General features: G+C 73.3%; 22 protein-coding genes. 8 read left to right on the plus strand and 14 right to left on the minus strand.

Annotated elements, in window-relative coordinates; all coding sequences use genetic code 11:
• The first annotated feature begins 14 nt into the window (after positions 1-14).
• On the plus strand, positions 15-470 hold the full coding sequence (locus ACTWLT_RS03975) for an RrF2 family transcriptional regulator (RefSeq protein ID WP_210785538.1): 456 nt from the start codon (positions 15-17) through the stop codon (positions 468-470).
• A 6-nt stretch (positions 471-476) separates the two neighbouring features.
• Here ACTWLT_RS03975 and ACTWLT_RS03980 read toward each other — a convergent pair whose 3' ends face one another.
• The 7 genes from ACTWLT_RS03980 to ACTWLT_RS04010 all read right to left on the minus strand — a co-directional run bounded on the left by ACTWLT_RS03980 (position 477) and on the right by ACTWLT_RS04010 (position 6,020).
• Positions 477-1,088 carry a malonic semialdehyde reductase gene (locus ACTWLT_RS03980; protein WP_445317183.1) on the minus strand — a complete coding sequence of 204 codons (612 nt, stop codon included), beginning with the start codon at positions 1,086-1,088 and terminating at the stop codon, positions 477-479.
• On the minus strand, positions 1,085-1,654 hold the full coding sequence (locus tag ACTWLT_RS03985) for a flavin reductase family protein (protein ID WP_445317184.1): 570 nt from the start codon (positions 1,652-1,654) through the stop codon (positions 1,085-1,087). Before ACTWLT_RS03985 ends, ACTWLT_RS03980 begins: the two co-directional genes overlap by 4 nt.
• A complete protein-coding gene (locus ACTWLT_RS03990) occupies positions 1,651-2,982 on the minus strand; it encodes an LLM class flavin-dependent oxidoreductase (protein WP_445317185.1) in 1,332 nt (443 codons plus the stop codon). The genes ACTWLT_RS03985 and ACTWLT_RS03990 overlap by 4 nt, the downstream gene beginning before the upstream one ends.
• Positions 2,983-2,993: 11 nt before the next feature.
• Positions 2,994-3,860 carry an ABC transporter permease gene (locus tag ACTWLT_RS03995; RefSeq protein ID WP_445317186.1) on the minus strand — a complete coding sequence of 289 codons (867 nt, stop codon included), beginning with the start codon at positions 3,858-3,860 and terminating at the stop codon, positions 2,994-2,996.
• Positions 3,853-4,782 (minus strand): ABC transporter ATP-binding protein, encoded by a 930-nt coding sequence (locus tag ACTWLT_RS04000; protein ID WP_445317187.1) that lies wholly within the window; start codon positions 4,780-4,782, stop codon positions 3,853-3,855. The genes ACTWLT_RS03995 and ACTWLT_RS04000 overlap by 8 nt, the downstream gene beginning before the upstream one ends.
• Positions 4,779-5,810 carry an ABC transporter substrate-binding protein gene (locus ACTWLT_RS04005; RefSeq protein WP_445317188.1) on the minus strand — a complete coding sequence of 344 codons (1,032 nt, stop codon included), beginning with the start codon at positions 5,808-5,810 and terminating at the stop codon, positions 4,779-4,781. The genes ACTWLT_RS04000 and ACTWLT_RS04005 overlap by 4 nt, the downstream gene beginning before the upstream one ends.
• 132 nt (positions 5,811-5,942) lie before the next feature.
• Positions 5,943-6,020 carry a putative leader peptide gene (locus ACTWLT_RS04010; protein WP_349881247.1) on the minus strand — a complete coding sequence of 26 codons (78 nt, stop codon included), beginning with the start codon at positions 6,018-6,020 and terminating at the stop codon, positions 5,943-5,945.
• A gap of 249 nt (positions 6,021-6,269) precedes the next feature.
• On the opposite strand from ACTWLT_RS04010, the gene ACTWLT_RS04015 reads away from it, so the two are divergent.
• Positions 6,270-6,449 carry a DUF4236 domain-containing protein gene (locus ACTWLT_RS04015; RefSeq protein ID WP_030333600.1) on the plus strand — a complete coding sequence of 60 codons (180 nt, stop codon included), beginning with the start codon at positions 6,270-6,272 and terminating at the stop codon, positions 6,447-6,449.
• An 87-nt stretch (positions 6,450-6,536) separates the two neighbouring features.
• On the opposite strand, the gene ACTWLT_RS04020 is transcribed toward ACTWLT_RS04015, so the two are convergent.
• Positions 6,537-7,412, minus strand: a complete 876-nt coding sequence (locus tag ACTWLT_RS04020; RefSeq protein WP_445317189.1) for a hypothetical protein — start codon at positions 7,410-7,412, stop codon at positions 6,537-6,539.
• Between the two features lie 24 nt (positions 7,413-7,436).
• Positions 7,437-7,958: a VOC family protein gene (locus ACTWLT_RS04025; protein WP_252416419.1), complete on the minus strand. Its 522-nt coding sequence runs from the start codon at positions 7,956-7,958 to the stop codon at positions 7,437-7,439.
• A 49-nt stretch (positions 7,959-8,007) separates the two neighbouring features.
• Between ACTWLT_RS04025 and ACTWLT_RS04030 the strand changes: the two genes are divergently transcribed.
• Together ACTWLT_RS04030 and ACTWLT_RS04035 are read left to right on the plus strand one after the other, a co-directional pair.
• Positions 8,008-8,469: a MarR family winged helix-turn-helix transcriptional regulator gene (locus ACTWLT_RS04030; RefSeq protein ID WP_252416420.1), complete on the plus strand. Its 462-nt coding sequence runs from the start codon at positions 8,008-8,010 to the stop codon at positions 8,467-8,469.
• Positions 8,470-8,526: 57 nt separating this feature from the next.
• The gene (locus tag ACTWLT_RS04035; RefSeq protein ID WP_445317190.1) at positions 8,527-10,293 is read left to right on the plus strand and encodes a tetratricopeptide repeat protein; all 1,767 of its coding nucleotides are present in this window, start codon (positions 8,527-8,529) and stop codon (positions 10,291-10,293) included.
• A gap of 31 nt (positions 10,294-10,324) precedes the next feature.
• Here the strand turns inward: ACTWLT_RS04035 and ACTWLT_RS04040 are convergent, their stop codons facing one another.
• Positions 10,325-11,692 carry an ATP-binding protein gene (locus ACTWLT_RS04040; RefSeq protein ID WP_445317393.1) on the minus strand — a complete coding sequence of 456 codons (1,368 nt, stop codon included), beginning with the start codon at positions 11,690-11,692 and terminating at the stop codon, positions 10,325-10,327.
• A 215-nt stretch (positions 11,693-11,907) separates the two neighbouring features.
• Positions 11,908-12,564 (minus strand): response regulator transcription factor, encoded by a 657-nt coding sequence (locus ACTWLT_RS04045; RefSeq protein WP_445317191.1) that lies wholly within the window; start codon positions 12,562-12,564, stop codon positions 11,908-11,910.
• A 95-nt stretch (positions 12,565-12,659) separates the two neighbouring features.
• On the opposite strand from ACTWLT_RS04045, the gene ACTWLT_RS04050 reads away from it, so the two are divergent.
• The gene (locus tag ACTWLT_RS04050; RefSeq protein WP_445317192.1) at positions 12,660-13,766 is read left to right on the plus strand and encodes a LolA family protein; all 1,107 of its coding nucleotides are present in this window, start codon (positions 12,660-12,662) and stop codon (positions 13,764-13,766) included.
• 53 nt (positions 13,767-13,819) lie between these two features.
• On the opposite strand, the gene ACTWLT_RS04055 is transcribed toward ACTWLT_RS04050, so the two are convergent.
• Entirely contained in the window at positions 13,820-14,455 is a 636-nt protein-coding gene (locus ACTWLT_RS04055) for an SGNH/GDSL hydrolase family protein (RefSeq protein ID WP_445317193.1), read from the minus strand.
• 149 nt (positions 14,456-14,604) lie between these two features.
• Between ACTWLT_RS04055 and ACTWLT_RS04060 the strand changes: the two genes are divergently transcribed.
• Positions 14,605-16,899 carry a HelD family protein gene (locus tag ACTWLT_RS04060; protein WP_510182477.1) on the plus strand — a complete coding sequence of 765 codons (2,295 nt, stop codon included), beginning with the start codon at positions 14,605-14,607 and terminating at the stop codon, positions 16,897-16,899.
• Positions 16,900-16,959: 60 nt separating this feature from the next.
• Here ACTWLT_RS04060 and ACTWLT_RS04065 read toward each other — a convergent pair whose 3' ends face one another.
• Positions 16,960-17,379 (minus strand): hypothetical protein, encoded by a 420-nt coding sequence (locus ACTWLT_RS04065; protein WP_252416425.1) that lies wholly within the window; start codon positions 17,377-17,379, stop codon positions 16,960-16,962.
• A 191-nt stretch (positions 17,380-17,570) separates the two neighbouring features.
• Between ACTWLT_RS04065 and ACTWLT_RS04070 the strand changes: the two genes are divergently transcribed.
• Positions 17,571-19,613, plus strand: coding sequence for a glycerophosphodiester phosphodiesterase family protein (locus tag ACTWLT_RS04070; protein ID WP_445317194.1), 2,043 nt, complete (start codon positions 17,571-17,573; stop codon positions 19,611-19,613).
• 188 nt (positions 19,614-19,801) lie between these two features.
• A complete protein-coding gene (locus ACTWLT_RS04075) occupies positions 19,802-20,179 on the plus strand; it encodes a hypothetical protein (protein ID WP_252416427.1) in 378 nt (125 codons plus the stop codon).
• Positions 20,180-20,251: 72 nt separating this feature from the next.
• Here the strand turns inward: ACTWLT_RS04075 and ACTWLT_RS04080 are convergent, their stop codons facing one another.
• Positions 20,252-21,208, minus strand: a complete 957-nt coding sequence (locus ACTWLT_RS04080) for a sporulation protein (RefSeq protein ID WP_445317195.1) — start codon at positions 21,206-21,208, stop codon at positions 20,252-20,254.
• Positions 21,209-21,224 lie beyond the last annotated feature (16 nt).

The following is a 21,224-nucleotide window of genomic DNA, read 5'->3' on the forward strand; positions in this document are numbered from 1 at the left end:
GGCATGATGGCAGGGTGCAGATCTCCGCGCGCGGCGACTACGCGGTACGGGCGGCGCTCAGCCTCGCCACCGCGTACCCGTCGCTGCTGTCCACCCAGGCCATCGCCGCGGAGCAGGACATGCCCCGCAAGTTCCTGGAAGCGGTCCTGGCCGATCTGCGCCGGGCCGGCGTCGTCCGCGCCCAGCGCGGCGCCGAGGGTGGCTACACGCTCGCCCGCCCGCCGCGCGAGGTGACCGTCGGCGCGGTGCTGCGCGCCGTGGAGGGACCTCTCGCCGGGGTCCGTGGCCTGCGCCCCGAGGAGACCCGGTACGAGGGTTCGGCCGAGAACCTGCCCGGCCTGTGGGTGGCGGTGCGCGCCGCCGTGCGGCGGGTCGTCGACGAGGTGAGCCTCGCCGAGATCGTCAGCGGCCGGCTGCCCGCCCACGTCCGCAAGCTCACCGCCCTGCCCGACGCGTGGGAGCCTCGCTGACCCCGGTCAGAGGGTCCGCACCACCTCCGAGGTGCTGAGCCGGGGCAGGCGGGCGTGCCAGGCGTCCGGGCCGGGTCGACCCAGGTTCATCAGGAGCAGCGTCTCGTGCCGGCCGTCGGGGAAGAACTCCCGGGTCACGCCGGCCGCGTCGAACCCGGCCATCGGGCCGGCGGCGAGCCCGGCGGCGCGTACGCCCACCAGCAGGTAGCCGATCTGGAGCGCCGCGTTGAAACGGGCCTGCTCGGCCCGCGCCGCCGGGTCGGTCAGCCAGTCCCGGGCGTGTGGTCGGTGCGGGAACAGCTCGGGCAGCCGCTCGTGGAAGTCGACGTCGGCGGCGAGCACCGCCACCAGCGGTGCGGTGGCCGTCTTCGCCCGGTTGCCCGACGACACGTACGGCAGCAGCCGTTGCCGCGCGGCGGCGGAGCGCAGCAGCAGCACCCGCAGGGGCTGGCCGTTGAACGCGGTCGGCCCGTACCGGACGAGGTCGTGGATGGCCGCGACCTGGGCGTCGGTGACCGGCTCGTCGGTGAACGTGTTGGCCGTGCGGGCCGCCCGGAACAGCAGGTCCTGGGCGGCCCGGTCCAGCGCGAGCAGCTCGGGCGCGGCGGGTGCCCTCACGCCGGCACCGGCGGGACGGCGGTGGTGTAGCCGCCCCGGTGGTGCACCAGCGGCGCGCCGTCGCCGCCGTCGCCCACTGCCAGCGGCTCGGCGATCACGAGGCTGTGGTCGCCGGCCGGCACCCGGTGCACCACCCGGCAGAGCAGCCGGGCCAGCACTCCGGTCAGCAGCGGCACCCCGAACGGCCCGGCCGTCCAGTCGGGGTACGCGGCGAACCGGTCGATGCCGCTGGTCGCGAAGATCCGTGCGGCCTCCCGCTGACCCTCCGCGAGCAGGTGCACCGCCACGTGCTCGGCCCGGGCCAGCACCGGCCAGCTCGACGAGTCGACCCCGAGGCAGAACGAGACCAGCGGCGGGTCCAGCGACACCGACGTGAACGAGGTGGCGGTGAACCCGGCCCGCAGCGGCGCGCCGGTCCCGCCCGGGCGGGCCGGGTCGGTGGCCCGGGCCACGGCGGTGACCACGGTGACGCTGGTGGCCTGCCGGCGCAGCACCGCGCGGAGCAGGTTCCGATCCACCGGCCGCAGGTCGGCGAGGTCCGTCGGGGGACGCTCCACGGTGGTCACGCCGGCACCAGCACCGGTGCGGCGTACCCGCTGGCCGGTCGGGGCAGGCCGTAGTGCTCGCGCAGGGTCCGGCCGGTGTACTCGCCGCGGAACAGGCCCCGCGCGCGCAGCACCGGCACGACGTGGTCGACGAAGTCGGCCAGGCCGCCGGGCAGGTGCGGCGGCATGATGTTGAACCCGTCGGCGGCGCCCCGGGTGAACCACAGCTCGATCTGGTCGGCGACCTGCTCGGGGGTGCCGACGACCACCCGGTGGCCCCGGCCGCCGCCGAGCCGGCCGATCAGCTGCCGGATGGTGAGCCGTTCCCGGCGGGCCAGCTCGGTGACGAGCTCGTAGCGGCTCTGCTGGGCCTGCGTACCCCCTGCTGGCAGCTCCGGGAGGGGCCCGTCCAGCGGCAGGCCGGTCAGGTCGACGCCGAGGATGCCGGCGAGCTGGGCGAGCGCGTACTCGGGGACGATCAGCTCCTCCAGCTCGGCGGCGAGGGCCCGCGCCTCGGCCTCGGTGCCGCCGATCACCGGGGCGATGCCGGGCAGGACCTTCACCAGGTCGGGGTCCCGGCCGACGGCGGAGACCTGCCGCCGCAGCTCGGCGTAGAAGCTCTGGCCGTCGGCGAGGGTCTGCTGGGCGGTGAAGACCGCCTCGGCGTACCGGGCGGCGAACCCGATCCCGTCCGGCGACGAGCCGGCCTGCACGAGCAGGGGCCGGCCCTGCGGCCCTCGGGGGATGTTCAGCGGGCCACGCACCTGGAACTCCGGCCCGCGGTGCGCCACCTCGTGCACCCGGTCGGTGTCGGCGATCACCCCGGCCGAGGTGTCGAAGACCAGCGCGTCGTCCTCCCAGCTGTCCCAGAGCTTGATCGCCACGTCGACGAACTCGGCGGCCCGCCGGTACCGGTCGGCGTGCGCGGGGTGGCTGTCCCGGTTGAAGTTGACCGCCTCGCGTTCCTGTGCGGACGTGACGATGTTCCAGCCGGCCCGGCCGCCGCTGAGGTGGTCCAGGGAGGCGAATTTGCGGGCGATGTGGAACGGCTCGTTGTAGGTGGTGGAGACCGTCGCGATGAGACCGATGTGTTCGGTCACCGCGGCCAGGGAGGCGAGCAGGGTCAACGGTTCGAAGACGGTGTGGATGTTGTGCCGGGGGTTCGGCCCGACGGAGAGCCCGTCGGCGAGGAAGAGCGAGTCGAGGGTGCCGCGTTCGGCGATCCGGGCCAGCTCCTGGAAGTGCCGCACGTCGGTGACCCGGCGTGGGTCGGTGCGGGGGTGCCGCCAGGCGGCCTCGTGGTGGCCGACGCCCATCAGGAACGCGTTGAGGTGCAGGGTTCGGGTCATTGGTGTCTGTCCTATCCGGCGGAGACGTCGACGCGCCAGGTGGAGAAGCGGCGTTCGAGGGCGACGAGGAGCTGGTTGACGACCAGGCCGATGGCGGAGATCGTGATGATCCCGGAGTACATGTCGGTGATCGCGAAGTTGTACTGCGCGTAGTTGACGAGGTAGCCGAGCCCGGCCTTCGCGCCGACCATCTCGGCGGCGACCAGCACCAGGATCGAGTACGCCCCGGCGAGCCGGATTCCGGTGAAGATGGTCGGCACCGCTGCCGGCAGGATCACCTTCTGGAACAGCCGCAGGTGGTTGAGCCCCATCGAGCGGGCCGACCGGATCAGCAGCGGGTCGACGCCCTTCACCCCGGCGATCGTGTTCAGCAGGATCGGCCAGGAGCAGGCGTACAGCACCAGGGCGATCTTGGACGTCTCCCCCAGGCCGAGGATGAGCACGAAGACCGGCAGCAGGGCCAGCGCCGCGGTGTTGCGGAACACCTCCAGCAGCGGGCTGAGCAGCTCCGCGAGCGGCCGGTACCAGCCGATCAGCAGCCCGAGCGGGATGGCGGTGAGCACGGCCAGGCCGAGCCCGGCCAGCGACCGCGTCAGGCTCGCCCCGACGTGCTCGGCGAGCTGCCCGGTGCGCAGCAGCTCCCACCAGGCCACCAGCACCTCCGACAGCGGAGGCAGGAAGACCCGGTCCACCAGCCCGAGCCGAGGTGTGACCTCCCAGATCGCGGCCAGCGCGATGATCGCGACACCGCGGTGCAGCACCTTCCCGCCCACGCCGAGCAGCCGACCGGTCAGGCCGGGTGGGGCGGGGTCGGCCGCCGCGCCGGGCACGGCGGGCGGGGCCGCCAGCCGGGTGGGACGTTCGGCGATGTCAACCAACGCGGGCCTCCTCGGTGCGGGCCACCGCCGGCGCGGCACGCTGCGCGTCGGCTCCGGCCAGGGCGGGGGTACGACCACCGGCTGCTCCGGTGTGGGCGGTGCGGCTGCCGGTGGCGCCTTCGGCGGCCTGTGCGGCGCGCACCTCGTCGCGCAGCAGCGTCCAGATCTGGTGCCGGTGGTGGCGGAAGGCGTCGGTGGAGCGGACGTCGTCGACGGCGTCCCGGTCGCCCAGGTCGATGTCGATGACCTCCTTGACCCGTCCGGGTCGGGAGGTCAGCACCGCCACCCGCTGGCCGAGGTGCACGGCCTCGTCGATGCCGTGGGTGATGAACACGATGGTCTTGCCGGTGCGTGCCCAGATCCGCACCAGCTCGTCCTGCAACGAGTCGCGGGTCTGCGCGTCGAGCGCGGCGAACGGCTCGTCCATCAGCAGCACGTCCGGGTCGTACGCGAGGCTGCGGGCGATGGCGACCCGCTGCTTCATCCCGCCGGACAGCTCGTGCGGGTAGCGGTCGGCGAAGCCGCGCAGGCCCACCAGGTCCAGGTGGTGGTCGATCAGGTCGGCGCGTTCGGCCCGGGGCACCCCCTTGGCCTCCAGGCCGAACGCGACGTTGCCGGCGGCGGTGCGCCAGGGCAGCAGGGCGTACTGCTGGAAGACGATGCCCCGGTCCAGGCCGGGGCCGGTGACCGGCCGGCCGTCGACCAGCACCTGCCCGCCGGTCGGCGCGGTGAGCCCGCCGAGCAGATCGAGCAGGGTGGACTTGCCGCAGCCGCTGGGGCCGACGACGACGAGGAACTCGCCGGGGCGTACCCCGAGGGTGACCCGGTCCAGCGCGGTGACCGCGCCGGCGGCGCCACGCCGGGTGGCGCGGACCGGGAAGGTCTTGCTCACCGCGTCGAAGAGAATCTTGTCGGTGCTCACGCGCCGCCCCCGTCCACGAAGGGGTTGAACCGGTTGGTGTAGATGTCGGCGGGCTTCGGCGGGTCGCCCCGGAGCTCGCCCTCGGCGGCGAGCCAGTCGATCCAGGTGCGGAACTCCCGCTCGTCGATCACGCCGCCCCGACCGGCGACGCCGCTGCTCTTCCAGTACGCGACCAGCGACGGGTCCTCGTTGCGGCCGCGCTTGGCGATGATGTCCCGCATCCGGGCGACCACCGTCTCCCGGGGCTGGGTTCGTGCCCACTCGATGGCCTTGCCGACCCCGGTCACGAACGCCTTGACGGTCTCGGGGTTGCGTGTGATGAAGTCGTCGCGGAAGACGTAGGTGCCGCCGCTGAAGGCGCCGAGCAACTCGTAGTCGGTGAAGATGGTGCGGATGCCGCCGCCGGCGACCGCCTTGTCGCGGATCACCCCGCCGAGCACCGCGACGTCGATCTGCCTCTGCCGCAGCGACTGCTCGGTGTTGACCGGTGGCAGGGCGACCAGTTCGACCTGCTTGATCTCCGCGGGGGTGAGCCCGCCGCGGGCGAGCCAGGTCTTCAGCACGGCCTCGGCGTGCGCGCCGAGGGTGTTCATGCCGACCTTCCTGCCGATCAGGTCGCGGGGGCCGCGGATCGGGCTGTCGTCGAGCACGTAGTAGCCCTGGAAACTCTGCGCGTCGGAGCCGTAGTAGCTGACCACGGCGGTGATCGGGGCGTTGGCGGCGGCGAGCTTGACGATGGCGCCGTTGAACGCGCCGCCGAAGTCGCTCTGCCCCGTGGCGGTGGCCTGGATGTCCTGCGGGCCGCCGGTGACGTTGCCGATCCAGTTGAGCCGGACGTCGCCGAGGTAGCCGAGGTCGGCGGCGAGTTCGGGGAGGGTGACCTGGCCGACGGAGCCCTGGTAGCGCAGCTCGGTGGCCTGTCCGGCGCCGGCCTGGGCGTCGCCACCGCAGCCGGCGGCGCCGGCGAGCAGGGCCAGCACGGCGGCGGTGGCGAGGGTACGCAGGACGGCATGACGAGGTGGGGACATGGGGAGTCTCCTGATCTGTCCACGATGGGATCGCGGGGACGCCCAGCTGCTGGGCGCGAAGGCACGCTGCTCCGCGTTGAGCGCGGGCGGTGGGAGTGCGGCGATGGAGCCGAGCCGGATGGACCGGTCAGCTCAACAGAGCGCGCTCGCGTGCCGGACCAGGTCGACGTGCACGCGAGCGGTGAGGAGAAGCTCATCCCGCTGCGACATGACCTCATGCTGCCGTTGGCGGGATCGACCGGTCAACGGTCTTCCAGAAGGTGAGATCTGTATCGCCGACTATGTTACGAGCCGTCACGAGCAGCGTTTACCGCCGCGCAACACCTATCTGTTGAGTAGGGATTCGCCGCGCGTCGTGGCGCACCGTCCAGGTCGGACAGGGAGAGAGTTTCGGAATTCGCCGGTTCGGGCATGTTCGATCTCGACACGGCAGGGAACGGTGACGAAGGGAGTCCTCCGATGGGCCTCATGTTTCGCAAGCGCAAGAAGTACGGTCCGATCATCCTGAACTTCACCGAGAACGGCTTCTCCTCGTGGAGCATCAAGATCGGGCGCTGGTCGTGGAACTCGAAGGCCAGGGCGCACCGCGTCGACCTGCCGGGTCCGCTGTCCTGGAAGCAGGACAAGTCCCGGTCCTAGAGGCCCGGGAGTCGAGCGGGGTGCCGGTGGATCACCGGCACCCCGCTCGGTGTCCGAGTGCCGGGAGACACAGGCCGGTGCGCGGGCTCAGCGCCGCACGGTGATGATCTCGTCGCCGGCCAGCCGGCCGCCCTCGCGCTCGCGACGCACGTCGCCCGCCTCGATCAGGGCGGCGAGCGCCCGGTTGGCGTCGGCGGCCCGGTAGACGGTGGCCGTGAGGGTGTGCCGGCGCAGGTCGGTGACCGGTCGAGAGCCGCCCCGGCGCAGCTCGGCCAGCAGTTCGCGGGCCAGCGACCCGGGGTCGGGATCGGCGGCCACGTCGACCGGCGCGCCTGCCGGGTCGACCGGGTCGCGGTAGCGAACGTCGAGATCCGCACCGACCGCCCAGAGCGCGTCCCGGATCGCCTCCAGGCTCCGGTCCGAGCGGCTGCCGAACGCGATCACGCCGGCCTCACCGTCGGGGAAAACCGGCACCACCTCGGCGACCAGCGGGAAACCGGCAGCGAGGAGAACGTCGCGGGCACCGCTGCCGGCGTGCAGCAGCACCTCGCCGGCACGGCCGTTGCTCACGGCGGTGAGCAACTCCGGGGTGGCGGCGCCGGGCAGGTCCACGAAGCTGAACAGCGGGGCGCCGGCCGCACCGGCCGCCTTCACCGCGACCGGCAGCCGGTCCGGATTGCCGGGCAGCAGGTGGACGGTGACCTCGGCGGGCAAGTCCGCCTCGACGGGGCCGAGCCGGGCCGCCAGGTCAGGCGCGCCGTCGGCCAGCACCAGCACGGTCACCCGCCGACCCCGGAGCTGGTCGGCCTGCCCGGCGATCACCCGCAGCGCGGCCTCCGCCCCGCCGGCCCAGGTCACGGCGACGGTGGCCCGGCGGGAGCGTTGCAGGGCCGCGGGAAGCCAGGTCGTCAACTGGCGGACCAGCAGCTCGCGGAGGAAATCGGTGGTCCGGTCGGTCGGCATCGGTCCGTTCTACCGTATGACCGGTCAGGCCGGGACGGAGATCCCCACCCCGCCCCGGGTCTGCCCGCCGTAGCGCTGCCGCTCGGCGGCCAGGTCGAGCCGGCCGATCCGCTTGCGCGCGGCCAGCGCCGCGTCGTCGAGCCGGTCAGCCGGGACGAGCCAGACGATCTCGAACTCCAGGCCGTCCGGGTCCTGCCCGTAGAGGCTCTTGGTGGTGCCGTGGTCGGAGGTGCCGACCAGCGCGCCGGCGGCGGTGAGCCGCTCGGCGGTGGCGGCCAGCTCGTCGAGGGTGTCGACCTCCCAGGCCAGGTGGTACAGCCCGACGGTGGCCCGGCCAGCGGTGGACCGCCCGGCGCCGGCGCCGATCTCGAACAGGCCGAGGTCATGGTCGTTGGTCGAGTCGGGGGCCTGCAGGAAGGTGGCGCCCCGGAAGCCGTCCGGGGTCATCGCCACCGGGCGGAAGCCCAGCACGTCGCGGTAGAAGGCGACGCTGCGGGCGAGGTCACTGACGTAGAGGACCGCGTGGTTGAGCCGGTGGATACCCATGGCACCAGGCTAGCGCGGTTTAGTTGAGCGTTCAACCATCTCGGGTATGATGGGGCTCATGACCCGCTGGCTGGACTCCGACGAGCAGCGCACCTGGAGGGCGTTCCTCACCGCCTCCCGAGCGCTGATGGACACGCTCGACCGCGAGCTGCAACGCGACGCGGGCATGCCCCACGCCTACTACGAGATCCTGGTCCGGCTCTCCGAGGCCCCCGACCGTCAACTGCGGATGAGCGAGCTGGCCGACGCGGCCGGGTCGTCACGCAGCCGGCTCTCTCACGCGGTCGCCCGGCTGGAGGCGGCCGGATGGGTGCGCCGCGAGGAGTGCCCCACCGACCGGCGGGGACAGGTCGCGCTGCTCACCGACGCCGGCTTCGCCACGCTCGCCGCCGCCGCACCCGGCCACGTGGAGGGAGTACGCCGGCACCTGTTCGACGCGTTGAGCCCGGCCCAGGTCGACCAGCTGCGCCGCATCAGCGAGACGCTGGCCGAGCACCTGACGAGATCCTGACCGATCGACACCGGCGCGGGTCTTGTACTTACCGTCGTCAAATGAGCACGATGGGGCGTGTCCTCCGGCTTCGGCGAACTGACTGATCAGGCGCACCACCTCGTGTCCGCCGGCGACCTGGCCGGCGCGCAGCGGCTGCTCTCCGACGCCCTCACCGACGCCGACCCTCGCCCGGCCAACGCCACCGGGGAGCTGGCCGAGGCGGCCAGCCTTCAGGCGCGCGTGCTGGTGGCCCTCGGCGAGCCCCACTCCGCCCGGGGCTGGGCCGCCTTCGCGTACGCGGCCACCAACCGGCTGCACGGCCGCTCCGACCCCCGCACGGTAGCCGCCGCGGCGACCCTCGCCGCGGTGCTGCACCGGGTCGGCAGCCACTCCCGTGCCGCCCGGCTCTACCAGGAAGTCATCATCGAGCTGACCGCGCAGGACGGCCCCGAGTCGCTGCGGGTGCTCGCCGCCCACGCCGACCTGGCCACCGTGGAGTACGCCCGCGGCCAGTGCACGGTGGCCCGCGACCGGCTCCAGGACGCCTGGGAGCTGCACCGCGAGGTGTACGGCGACGGGCACCCCAGCGGCATCAAGATGCTGGCCCGTCTCGGGGCGATGCAGCGCGACTGTGGGCAGTTCGCCGAGGCGCACGACAACCTGGCGCTGGCCCGCGAGCTGTGCCGGCAGCACCTGGCCGCCGACGACCCGCTGTCGGTGCAGGTGGCGGCACTGGCCCGGGCGGCTGCCAACCCCGACCACGTCTGCGCCGACGACCCACCCACCGTCCGGGACGCCCCGACCGTGCCGGCTGCCCGCACACCGCCGCACCGCGACGGTCGGGTCGAGTCCGGCTACCACCCGCCGGAGCCTGGGCCGGCGCACTCCGGCCCGGCAGCAGGCGCGGCCGTGGCCGGTGGCGGGGTCGTGGCTGGCGGCCCGGCGGCCAGCGGCGGCGGGCCGGTCGCTGGCGGCGGACCGGTCGGCGGCGGCGTGCCGAATCCTCGCGTGCCGGCCGACGAGCCCGGCGGGTCGGCGGGCTCGTGGTGGCCGCCCGGTCCGGCGGACGAGCCGACGCCGCACCCCACCGAGCCACCCGTGCCGCCGTCCGTGGTCGGCCTCGCGGGCGGCACGGAAGAGGCGTCGGGGGTGTACCGGCTGCACCGACCCGGCGCACCGCCCGAGCCCGACGCACCGGCGGAGCCGTACTCGCCGGCTGATCCGTACTCGCCGGCCGAGTCGTACCCGCGGTCTGACCCGTACACGCCGGTCGAGCCGTCCACACCGGTCGAGCCGTACACGCCGTCGCGGCTGCTGCCGGTGCCCGTACACCGGGCTCCGCCGCCACAGCGCAACAAGCTGGTGCCGGTGTTGGTGGGCGGCGTGGTCGTGGTCCTGCTGGGCGCCGCTGCCGTGATCGCCGGGGTGGCCCGGGTCGGCGACGGGGACAACCAGGCGCCGGCGCCCGACACCGGCTCCCCCAGCGCCGGCCCCGCACCGGCCACCACGAGCGCCGCCCCGGCCGCCAGCGGCGCCACCCCGCCCGCCGGGGCGCCGCCCGCGGCCGCACCCGGCACCCCACCGGGCACCGTCACCCTGCGCGACAACCGGGACAACATCGCTCTGAACTGGACCTACCCGGCCGGCGGTGAGGGGCCGGTGGTCGTCTCCGGTGGTCGGGCCGGTCAGGGCAAGACCGCCTTCGCCACGCTGCCCGCCGGCGCCACCAGCTTCGTCGTCTACGCGCTGGGCCGCACCAACGACTACTGCTTCACGGTGGCCGTCGTCTGGTCCACCGACACCGTCGCCAGCGCCGACGAGGTCTGCACCCGCCGCCGCTGAGCGTGCGGAGGCGTCCCGTGACAACCGCTCGTCACGGTGTGGCCGCCTCGCGGCCCTCGTCGGTCGGTAGCGCCGGCAGCAGCAGACGGACCCGCAGCCCTCGCTGGTCGTCGCCGTCGGTCAACGTGATGCTGCCGCCCGCGCGACGCACCAACTCCCACACGATCGCCAGGCCCAGGCCGGCGCCACCGTCGTCCCGGGCCCGCCCGTCGTCCAGCCGGGTGAACCGGCCGAAGACCCGCCCCCGGTCGGAAACCGGGATCCCCGGGCCGTCGTCGGTCACCGTCACCAGGTGGTACGCCGCCTCCCGGTGACTCGCAGGCGTCGCCTCGACGGCGAGCAGGACACGGCCGCGCGCGTGCCGGACCGCGTTGTCGACCAGGTTGGCCAGCACCCGGCGCAGTTCGCCGGCGTTCCCGACGGTCCACAGCGGGCCGCTCGATGGCGCCACCCGCACCGGCGGCGACGGGTACCGGGCGGCGACCTCGGTCAGCAGGGCTCCCAGCTCCACGGGCCCGGTCCCCCGCGCCGGTGGCGTCTCGTCCAGGCGTGCCAGCAGCAGCAGGTCGTCGACCAGCCGGCTCAGCCGCTCGGTGTCGGCGAGCAGGTTGCTGGTCACCGCCGTCCAGTCGGTACGCCCCGCGAGGCGCTGAGCCACCTCCAGCTCGGTCCGGATGTTGGTCAGTGGGCTGCGCAGCTCGTGTGCCGCGTCGGAGACGAACGCCCGCTGCCGGTCCCGGGCGGACTCCAGCCGGTCCAGCATCCCGTTCAGGGTGACCGCCAACCGGTGGATCTCGTCGGCCGAGGCGGGCACCGGCAGCCGTCCGGTCCCCGCCCGCCCGGTGATCTCCTCGGCGCCCCGGCGCAGCGCCTCCACCGGCCGCAGGGTCGCGCCCACCACCCGCCAGGCGACGCCGGCCAGTACGGCCACCAGCAGCGGAAACGCCACCAGCAGGATGGTCCGGACCACGTGCGTGCTGTGCCGCACGTCGGCCATCGAGCGGGCGACCAGCACGGTCAGCGGGTCGGCGGCGGTCCCGGCGGGAACGGTGACCACCCGGACCGGGCCGGCGAGACCGACCCGCTCGGCCGGCACCTCCAACCGTTGCCGCCGGTCGGGGTCGAGCCGCTCCGGGCGGACCATCGGCACCAGCCGGTCCGCGTCGATCGAGGCGGCCCGGATTCGACCCTGCGCGTCGACCACCTGGACGCGGACCTGCCCACCGGCCACCGGCAGCGGATCGGGCAGCGCGTCCTCGGCGGCGAGTAGGGCGACCGCGTCCGCGGTCCGGAACGCCTCGGTGTCCACGGTGCGCTGCAGCACGTAGCCGAGCGCCCCGAGCAGCACCACCCCGCCGAGTGCCAGCCCGACGGCGAGGCCGAACACGCCGATCGCCATGAGCCGGCCCCGCAGCCCGAGCACCGGCAGCCGGCCGCGCCACGACCGGCCGGCGGCGCTCAACGGGCCGTTGGCGGTCCGGTCATGGTCGTGCCCGGTGGGCCGGGCACCCGGTGGAGGCCGGCGCCCGGCGGTGTCCTCGCCGACGGCGGTCGCCGGGTCGTCCGCGGGGGCGGGTGGCGTGCCGGCGGTCGGGCCGGCCGGCACGTCGGTGCTCATGTCGCCAGCCGGTAGCCGGCGCCCCGGACGGTCTCCAGCCGGTCGCGGCCGAGCTTGCGCCGCAGGTAGCCGACGTACACCTCGACCGCGTTCGGGGCGGTCTCCAGGCTCGCGTCCCAGACGTGATCCAGCAGCTCGATCTTGGAGACGACCTGACCGGGCCTGCGCATCAGGTAGTCCAGCAGCGCGAACTCCCGGGCGGTCAGCGTCACCTCCGCGTCGGCCCGGGTGACCCGCCGCCGGGCTGGGTCCAGCCGCAGGTCGCCGACGGCGAGCACCGCCGGGCGCTCCGGCGCGCCCCGGCGCAGCAAGGCCCGCAGGCGTGCCAGCAGCACCACGTACGAGAAGGGTTTGGTGAGGTAGTCGTCGGCGCCGCAGTCCAGACCGTCGGCCTGGTCGTACTCGCCGTCCTTCGCGGAGAGCATCAGCACCGGCAGCCAGTGCTGCTCGGCGCGCAGCCGCCGCACCAGCTCGTAGCCGGACAGGCCGGGCAGCATCACGTCGAGGATCATCGCGTCGTACCCGCCGTGCCGGGCCGCATCCAGGCCGGCCGGGCCGGTCGGGGCCACATCCACGGCGAATCCCTCCGCCTGTAGGCCACGTTGCAGGGCAGCCGCCAACCGGGCCTCGTCCTCCACCACCAGCAACCGCACGCCTCAAGGGTGCCACCCGGGTCAATCGAGGCGGATCGGCGTCCTCAGCACGTTCACAGCGACCACCGGGCAGGATGGTCGCAGGAGGTGCCACCATGTCCGTTCTGAGAAGCCGTCCTGTCCTGCGTTGGCTGGTCCCGGCGACCGCCGCCGTCGCCGTCATCGGGGGCGGCGCCGCGATCGGCACGTTCGCCGCCGAGGCCGAACCGAGCCTGCCGCCGCGTACCGCCGCACAGCTCCTGGTCGACCTGCAGACCTCCCGGCTGGAAGGGCTGTCCGGGACCGTCGTGCAGCGGGCCGACCTCGGTCTGCCGCCGCTGGTGGGGATGATCCCCGGCAACGACCTGACCACCCTGCTGAGCGGCACGCACACTTTGCGGGTCTGGTACTCCGGGCCGGAGCGGCAGCGGGTCGCGCTGCTGGACACTCTCGGCGAGCGGGACGTGATCCGCAACGGCCGGGACGTGTGGACGTGGGACAGCCGCACCAACACCGCCAACCACCGCACTCTCGCCGGCGCCGGCAAGCCGGCCCCCGAGGCCCAGCCGAACCTGCCGGCCACCCCGCAGCAGGCCGCCGACCTGGCCCTGGGTGCGATCGACCCGAGCACCGAGGTCACCGTCGGCCGGTCGGCCACCGTCGCCGGCCGGGACGCGTACGAGCTGGTGCTCCAGCCGCGCGACAAGGACTCGCTGGTGCACCAGCTGCGGATCGCCATCGACGCCAAGCAGCACGTGCCGCTGCGCTTCGAGGTGCTCGCCAAGGGCAGCGACCAGCCGGCGTTCGAGGTGGCGTTCACCCAGGTCGACTACCGGCGTCCCGACGCCGACCAGTTCACCTTCAACCCGCCGCCCGGGGTGACCGTGACCGAGGAGACGGCCGAACGACCGGCCGCGGGACGGCCCGGGCATGCGGCGCCGGCCGGTGACCCGCAGGTACGGGCCGTCGGCACCGGCTGGACCACCGTGCTGGTCGCCCGCCTCGACGGAGCCACCGGCGGCAAGCCGGCCGGTGACAAGCCGGCCGGGGCACCGGAGGCGGACATGTCGAAACTGCTCGCCGGGCTGACGGCGGTCAGCGGTGACTGGGGCAGCGGTCGACTGCTCGCCGGCAAGCTCTTCAGCGTGCTGCTCACCGACGACGGCCGGGTCCTCGCCGGCGCGGTGACGCCCGAGCGGCTCTACCAGGCCGCCCGCGGCTGATCGACCGTTGTCGCGCCGGGTCGACCCATCGGTCGGCCCGGCGCGTCGTCGTGTCAGGCGCCGGTGGTCACGCCGAGGGCGGTGAGGAACGCGTCGGCGAGCACCGCGTGGCCGGGCAGGTGGGGGTGCACCCGGTCGTCGGCCCAGCGCTTCGCCGGGCTGACCGTCAGCACCCGGTCGAACGCCGCCTGGGTGGGCACGTGCACCGCGTCGAACTCGGCGGCCAGCGCGGCCACCACGGCGGCGTACCGGTCGGTGTCGGCGCGCTGCGGGTCGCCGCGGTCGGTCTCGATCAGGAACGGGTCGCCGAGGATCAGCCGGCAGCCCGTGGCGTCCACCGCACGGCGAAGCAGGTCGCGCAGGGTGCGCTCGTACTCGTCGATCGGGACGGCCTCGTCGGGCCGGTCGCCGTAGCGCCGCCAGATGTCGTTGATGCCGATCATCACGGAGAGCCAGTCGGGGCGCAGGGCGAGCGCGTCCTCCGCCCAGCGGGCGGCCAGGTGCCGCACGGTGTCCCCGCTCACACCCCGGTTGACCCACTCCAGCTCCAGCTCGGGGTGGCGGGCGCTGACCAGGGCGCGGACCAGGCTCACATAGCCCTCGCCGTACGGCGCGGCGGCGGCCCGCCGGCCGCAGTCGGTGATGCTGTCGCCGATGAAGACCACCCGTTGCCCGGTCCGCAGGATCATCCGCCGCCACCTCGCGATCACCCGGGCGCGCCGGCCCGTCCGGCTTGGTCGGAGCCGACGGGACGCGCTATCTTCAACAGTTCTAGGGCACAAAAAAGAACGGCTTGAAAGCCGTTCCTGCAAAGGATTCTAATCTTAAGGGAGACGGCTTGTCAAGGCATTCCGGCGGTTCCGGCGAATTGCCGCTCGACGACGAGATCGGCCGCGAGCAGGAGTACGTCTCGATGCTCTACGACCGGCTGGACGGGCTGCGTGAGCAGGCCGCCTCCCGGCTCACCGACGAGCTGCGCAACACCGGCGGCACCCGCCAGGACCGCTCCCAGCGGGACAGCTCGGTAGCGATGTACGCCGATCAGGTGGAGCAGTTCTCCGCCGTCGAGGACGGGCTCTGTTTCGGGCGTCTCGACGGCGACGATGACTCCCGCCGCTACATCGGCCGAATCGGCATCTTCGACACCACCGGTGACTACGACCCGCTGCTGATGGACTGGCGGGCCCCCGCCGCCCGCCCGTTCTACCTCGCCACCGCCGCCAACCCGCAGGGCGTCCGCCGCCGCCGGCACCTGCGGACCCGCCAGCGGAAGGTGACCGGGCTCAACGACGAGGTGCTCGACATCGACACCGCCGCCCCGGACGCCCACGAGGAACTGACCGGCGAGGCGTCGCTGCTCGCCGCGCTCAACGCCGGCCGCACCGGCCGGATGCGCGACATCGTGGAGACCATCCAGGCCGAACAGGACCGGATCATCCGCGCCGATCTGCCCGGGGTGATGGTGGTCCAGGGCGGCCCGGGCACCGGCAAGACGGCGGTCGCCCTGCACCGGGCGGCGTACCTGCTCTACACACACCGGCGGGAGCTGTCCAGCCGGGGCGTGCTGCTGGTCGGCCCGAACGCGACCTTCCTGCGCTACATCTCCCAGGTGCTGCCCACCCTCGCGGAGACCGGCGTGCTGTTGCGTACCCAGGGTGATCTCTTTCCCGGGGTCAGCGCGCAACGGGCCGAGCCGGCCGGGACCGCCGCGCTCAAGGGCCGAGCGGTGCTGGCCGAGGTGCTGGCGCTGGCCGTACGGGACCGGCAGTGGGTGCCGGACGAGCCGCTGGAGATCGAGGTGGAGCGGGAGGCGCTGACCCTCGACCCGGAGACCGTGCGCACCGCCCGGGACCGGGTGCGCCGCACCGACCGGCCGCACAACCTGGCCCGGGCGCTGTTCGACGTGGAGATCGTGCACGCGCTCGCCGACCAGGTGGCCGAGCGGATCGGCGCCGACCCGCTGGGCGGGGACAACCTGCTCGACGAAGCCGACCGGGCCGAGATCCGCCGGGAGTTGCGGGAGGAACCGGAGATCCAGGCCACCCTCGACCGGCTCTGGCCGGTCCTCACCCCGCAGCGCCTGCTCGCCGACCTGTACGCCGACCCGGACCGGATCGCCGCCGCCGCGCCGATGCTCACCGACGAGGAGCGGGCCCTGCTGCACCGCGAGCCGGGTGGCTGGACGCCGGCCGACGTGCCGCTGCTGGACGAGGCCGCCGAGCTGCTCGGCGAGGACGAGCGGGCCGCCGCCGCGCGACTCGATCGCATCCGCCGGATGGAACGGGAGTACGCCGAGGGCGTGCTGGAGATCGCCCGGGGTTCCCGCTCGATCGACGTCGAGGACGAGGCCGAAGGCGGTGAGATCCTCGGCGTGACCGACCTGATCGACGCGGACCGGCTGCTGGAGCGGCAGGAGGAGGCCGACCGGCTGACCACCGCGCAGCGCGCCGCCGCCGACCGGAAGTGGGCGTTCGGCCACGTCATCGTGGACGAGGCGCAGGAGTTGTCGCCGATGGCGTGGCGGCTGCTGATGCGCCGCTGCCCGAGCCGGTCGATGACGATCGTCGGGGACGTGGCGCAGACCGGCGCGCTCACCGGCACGCCCTCCTGGGCGGACGCCCTCGCCCCGTACGTGGCGCAGCGGTGGCGGTTGACCGAGCTGACGGTCAGCTACCGCACCCCCGCCGAGATCATGGCCGTCGCCGCCGAGGTGCTGGCCGAGATCGACCCGGGCCTGCGGCCCCCGCGCTCGGTGCGGGAGAGCGGCGTACCACCGTGGGACCGGGCGGTGCCCGACGAGCAGTTGGCGGCGGAACTCGTCGCCGCGGCCACCCGGGAGGCGACCGCGCTGGCCGAGGGCCGACTCGGCGTGATCGTGCCGGCCGGTCGGGTGGACGAGCTGGGAGCGGCGGTGACCGCCGCGCTGCCGGAGGCCGCCGTGGGCGAGCATCCGGAGCTGGAGAGCCGGGTGGTGGTGCTGACCGTCGCGCAGGCCAAGGGGCTGGAGTTCGACTCGGTGCTGGTGGTCGACCCGGACCGGATGGTCGCCGAGTCCCCGCGCGGTCGCAGCGACCTGTACGTCGCGCTCACCCGCGCCACCCAACGCCTCGGCGTCCTACGGCCCGGCCGCTGACCCGCGCCGCCCCCACCGATCTGCCGGTCGGTGGGGGCGGGCGGGATCGCGACCGACCGGTCAGTCGCTGGACGTGTCCCTGATGGACTTCGCCGGCCCGGTCGCCGACGTGGACTGGTCGCTGGTGCTGCCGCCCATCGGCGTGCCCAGACCGCCGGTGGTCGCGTCGCCGGTGGTGGTCGGCGCCACCTTGCCCGGGTGCCGTTCCGGCTGCCGGGCCACCCGACGCACGCTCGCCGGGCCCGCGGTGCCACCGGTGGTGGTCACGGCACCCTGACCCCGGGTGGGGCCACCGTCGCGCAGCACCTGCGGGTCGACCCGTTCGTGCGCCGGGTCGAGCGGGTCGTCGCGCTGGATCTGGCTCTGCACGTCGGTACGGGGCACCGTCACCTCGTCGAGGGCGCCCTCGCCGTACACGCCGCCGGCGATTCTGTCTTCCGCCCGGCGGGCGGCCTGCTGCCGCATGTCGTCCTCACGCATGTCCATCACCTCGCAGAAGCTGTGGAACTGGTTGCGTGCCCCGCCACCGGCCGGCCAAACCCGCCGTGACCGGGAGGTCGTCCACCCCGGTTCACCGTCGCGCCGCCCGCCGGCCGCCTACGCGTCTTCCCTGGTGTCCATGCTGTCCGGCGACCGGTGGGAGACGCCCGCCGGCAGGAGGGGATGACAGCGTGCGCACAGTACGCCGTACCGCCATCGCGGCCCTGGTGGCCGCGACGGTGACGACCGGGCTCGCGGTGCCCGCCCAGGCGAAGCCGCGACCGGACCGGACATTCGACGTGCAGGCCCACCGCGGCGGCCTCGGGCTGCGGGTGGAGAACACCCTCGCCTCCTTCGGCAACGCCCTCCAGCTCGGGGTGACCACCCTCGAACTGGACGTGCAGATCACCGAGGACGGCCAGGCCGTGGTCACCCACGACCGGAAGATCACCGGCACGAAGTGCGTCGACACCGCCCCGGTGACCGCGGGCGACCCGGAGTTCCCGTACGTCGGGAAGTACGTCAACACGCTCACCCTGGCCCAGGTGCGCACCCTCGACTGCGGTTCGAGGACGCTGTCGGACAAGCCCGGGCAGCTCGCCGTCCCGGGTGCCCGGATGCCGCTGCTGCGTGAGGTCTTCGCGCTGGTCAACCGCTACGGGGCCAAGGACGTGAAGCTCAACGTCGAGACCAAGGTCGAGGCCGGCGCACCGACCGAGACCGCGCCGCGTGAGCAGTTCGTCCGGGTCACCGCGGCCGAGGTCCGCGCCGCCGGGATGCTCAAGCAGGTCACCATCCAGAGCTTCGACTGGGGCTCCCTGATGCGGATGCGCCAGGTAGAGCCGAAGCTGCCGTTGGTCGCCCTGACCAACTACGACTTCCTGCAGACCGGTCAGCCGGGTGCCTCGCCGTGGCTCGGCGGGCTGGACATCGACAACTTCGGTGGCGACCCGATCCTTGCGATCCGCAGCTTCGGCGCCAGCGCCTTCTCGCCGGTGCACGGCTCGCCGCAGAACGGCACGGTCACCGACCCCGGCTACAAGCCGTACGTCACCAGGGAGATGGTGGCCGAGGCGCACCGGTACGGCATCAAGGTGATCCCGTGGACGGTCGACGACCTGCCGACCATGGCCAAGCTCATCGACGACGGCGTGGACGGCATCATCACCGACTACCCGGACCGGTTGCGCGGCCTCCTGGCCCAGCGCGGCTACCGGCTGCCGAAGGCGTACGCGGCGCCGTTCGACATCCAGGCACACCGCGGCGGTCGGGCCACCCGACCGGAGAACACGCTGCCGGCGTTCTCCAACGCGCTGGCCAACCGGGCCATCTCCACGCTGGAGCTGGACACGGGCGTCACCGCCGACGGCAAGCTCGTCGTGCTGCACGACCGCACGGTCAACGGGTCGCACTGCGTCGACACCGCCCCGGTGCGCCCCGGCGACCGGCAGTTCCCCTACGTCGGCAAGCCGGTACACGAGCTGACCCTGGCTCAGCTCAAGACCGTGGACTGCGGCACGAAGACACTGCCCGAGCTGCCCGCGCAGGTGCCCGCGCCGGGTGCCCGGATTCCCACCCTGGACGAGGTCTTCGCCCTGGTGAAGGCCAGTGGCCGCAGCGACATCGGGATGAACATCGAGACGAAGATCAGCCCGGTGGTGAACGACACCGAGCCGTACCGCAGCTTCACCCGCAAGCTGGTCGACGCGATCCAGCGTGCCGGTTTGACCAACCGGGCCACCATCCAGTCGTTCGACTGGCGCACCATCACCTACGCCCGCCAGCTCGACCGGCGGATCGGCACGGTCGGCCTGGTCTGGCAGTACGGCCCGGCCGAGTGCGCCACCCTCGCCGACGAGTGCTCGCTGCAGGCGGTCTACGGCAACCCGTCGGTGAAGAGCCCGTGGACCGGTGGACTGGACTGGTGGAAGTACCAGGACCTGGGCAAGCTGACCCGGGCCGCGGGCGCTGGCACGGTGTCCGCCAACTGGCAGGTGCACGACCCGCACCAGGGCACCGTGGCCTCGGCCGACTGGTACCTGCGGGAGAACCCGGCGTACTTCCACGGACCGGACGTTCGGACCCTCCAGACGCGCTACGACCTGAAGGTGATCCCGTACACCGTCGATGACGCGCGGGTGATGCAGCGGGTCATCGACCTGGGCGTCGACGGCATCATCACCGACGACCCGGACCTGTTGGTGAGCGTGGCGATCCGCAACGGTCTGCGCTGACCTGCGCTGACACGCTGACCACCCGAACGCCGGCCGGCATTTTCCGGCCGGCGTTCGGTGTTACCTGCTCCGGCGCCTCGGGTAGTCGGGGGTTGTCCCCGCCACGAACGCCAACCCTGCCGTGGCCGAAACGCGGTAGCGGGGCGAGGGAATGCAGGTACGACTCATCGCATCCTGAGGAGGACCAGATGAGCACGCAGGCTGCTTCCACCAGGCCCATGAACCGACCGACGTCGGACGTGCAGAACCCCGCGTCGATGCAGGACCGGGCCACCCGGCAGATGCCGGTCGTGCAGGACGGGCGTCGGAACGACATGCAGGCACCCGGCACGGAGACCAAGCAGGCGTTCAAGACCACAGAGTTCTGGGTCTACATCGCCGCAGTGATCGCCGTACTGGGCGCGTCGCAGGTCGTCGGCAGGAACTCCGCTGGGGTCGACATCTTCCGGGCCGACAACGCCTGGTTCATGATCACCCTGCTGACGCTGGGTTACCTCGGTAGCCGAGGCCTGGCCAAGGCCGGCAGTAACTACCGTAGCGCTGAGGAGCGCAAGGCCCGGCACTGACCGGGTACGCGTAGCAGAGCAAACGGTGGCCTCCGGGAGAACCTCCCGGAGGCCACCGTCGCCTGTGGACGGCTACTCGTCGAAGCCGCCGAAGTCCCCACCCATGTCGCCCTCGAAGGCGTCCTCGATCATCTCGCCGGCGACCATGCCGCCGGCGACGCCGAGCGCCGCGCCGGCTACCATGCCGCCCATCCCGTGCCCCCGGCCGTGGCCGTGACCGTGACCCGGGCCGAAGCCCTGCGAGCGCAGGCTGCCGTAGCGCGACGTGGTCTCGCGCAGCCAACCGTCGACGACCTGCGCCCAGTCGACGCGGTCGGCGTCGGCGTGCGACACCTGGTAGCGGCCGAACGCATCGTGCCCGGCGCTGAGGAAGCCGCCCCGCTTGTCGCACTCCAGGATCACGTCGACCCCGCGCTGGCTGGTCACGAAGGTCAGCTCGACCTCCCTGATCGTGTTCGCGTACTGCGGCGAGGCGAAGAACTCGATCTCCTGGTAGAACGGCAGCGTCTGCTGGACGCCCCGGATGTGGCCGCGCTCGAGGTCGGCGTGCTTGAACCGGAAGCCGAGCTGCTGGAACGCCTCCAGGATGCGCTCATGCACCGGCAGGGGGTGCACGGCCACCTGGTCCAGGTCGCTCTTGTCCACCGCGCGGGCCACCGCCAGCTCGGTCCGCAGGCCCATCGTCATGCCGTGCAGGCGCTGGCCGTAGACGTCGGTGATCGGGGTCTCCCACGGCACCGGCAGCTGGAACGGGATCGAGAGCTGCTGCTTGGGCGCGAGCTGGAGCGGGCCACTGACCGACATGCGGTGGAACTCCATCGTGCCCGCGTACTCGGTGTCGTGTCCCTCGACCTCGACCCGGGTGACCAGACCGATCACGACCTGCTCGATGGCCGCCGGGCTGTCACCGCCGACGAGGTTGACCTGCCCGTCGAGGGTCAGGCCGGGTCGGGTGTTGGGGTTGGTCAGCACGGTGTCCACGCTGGGACCGCCGACACCGAACGCGCTCAACATCTTCTTGAAGACCATCGGAACTCCTGTGCGA

The organism is Micromonospora yongxingensis (assembly GCF_052601155.1).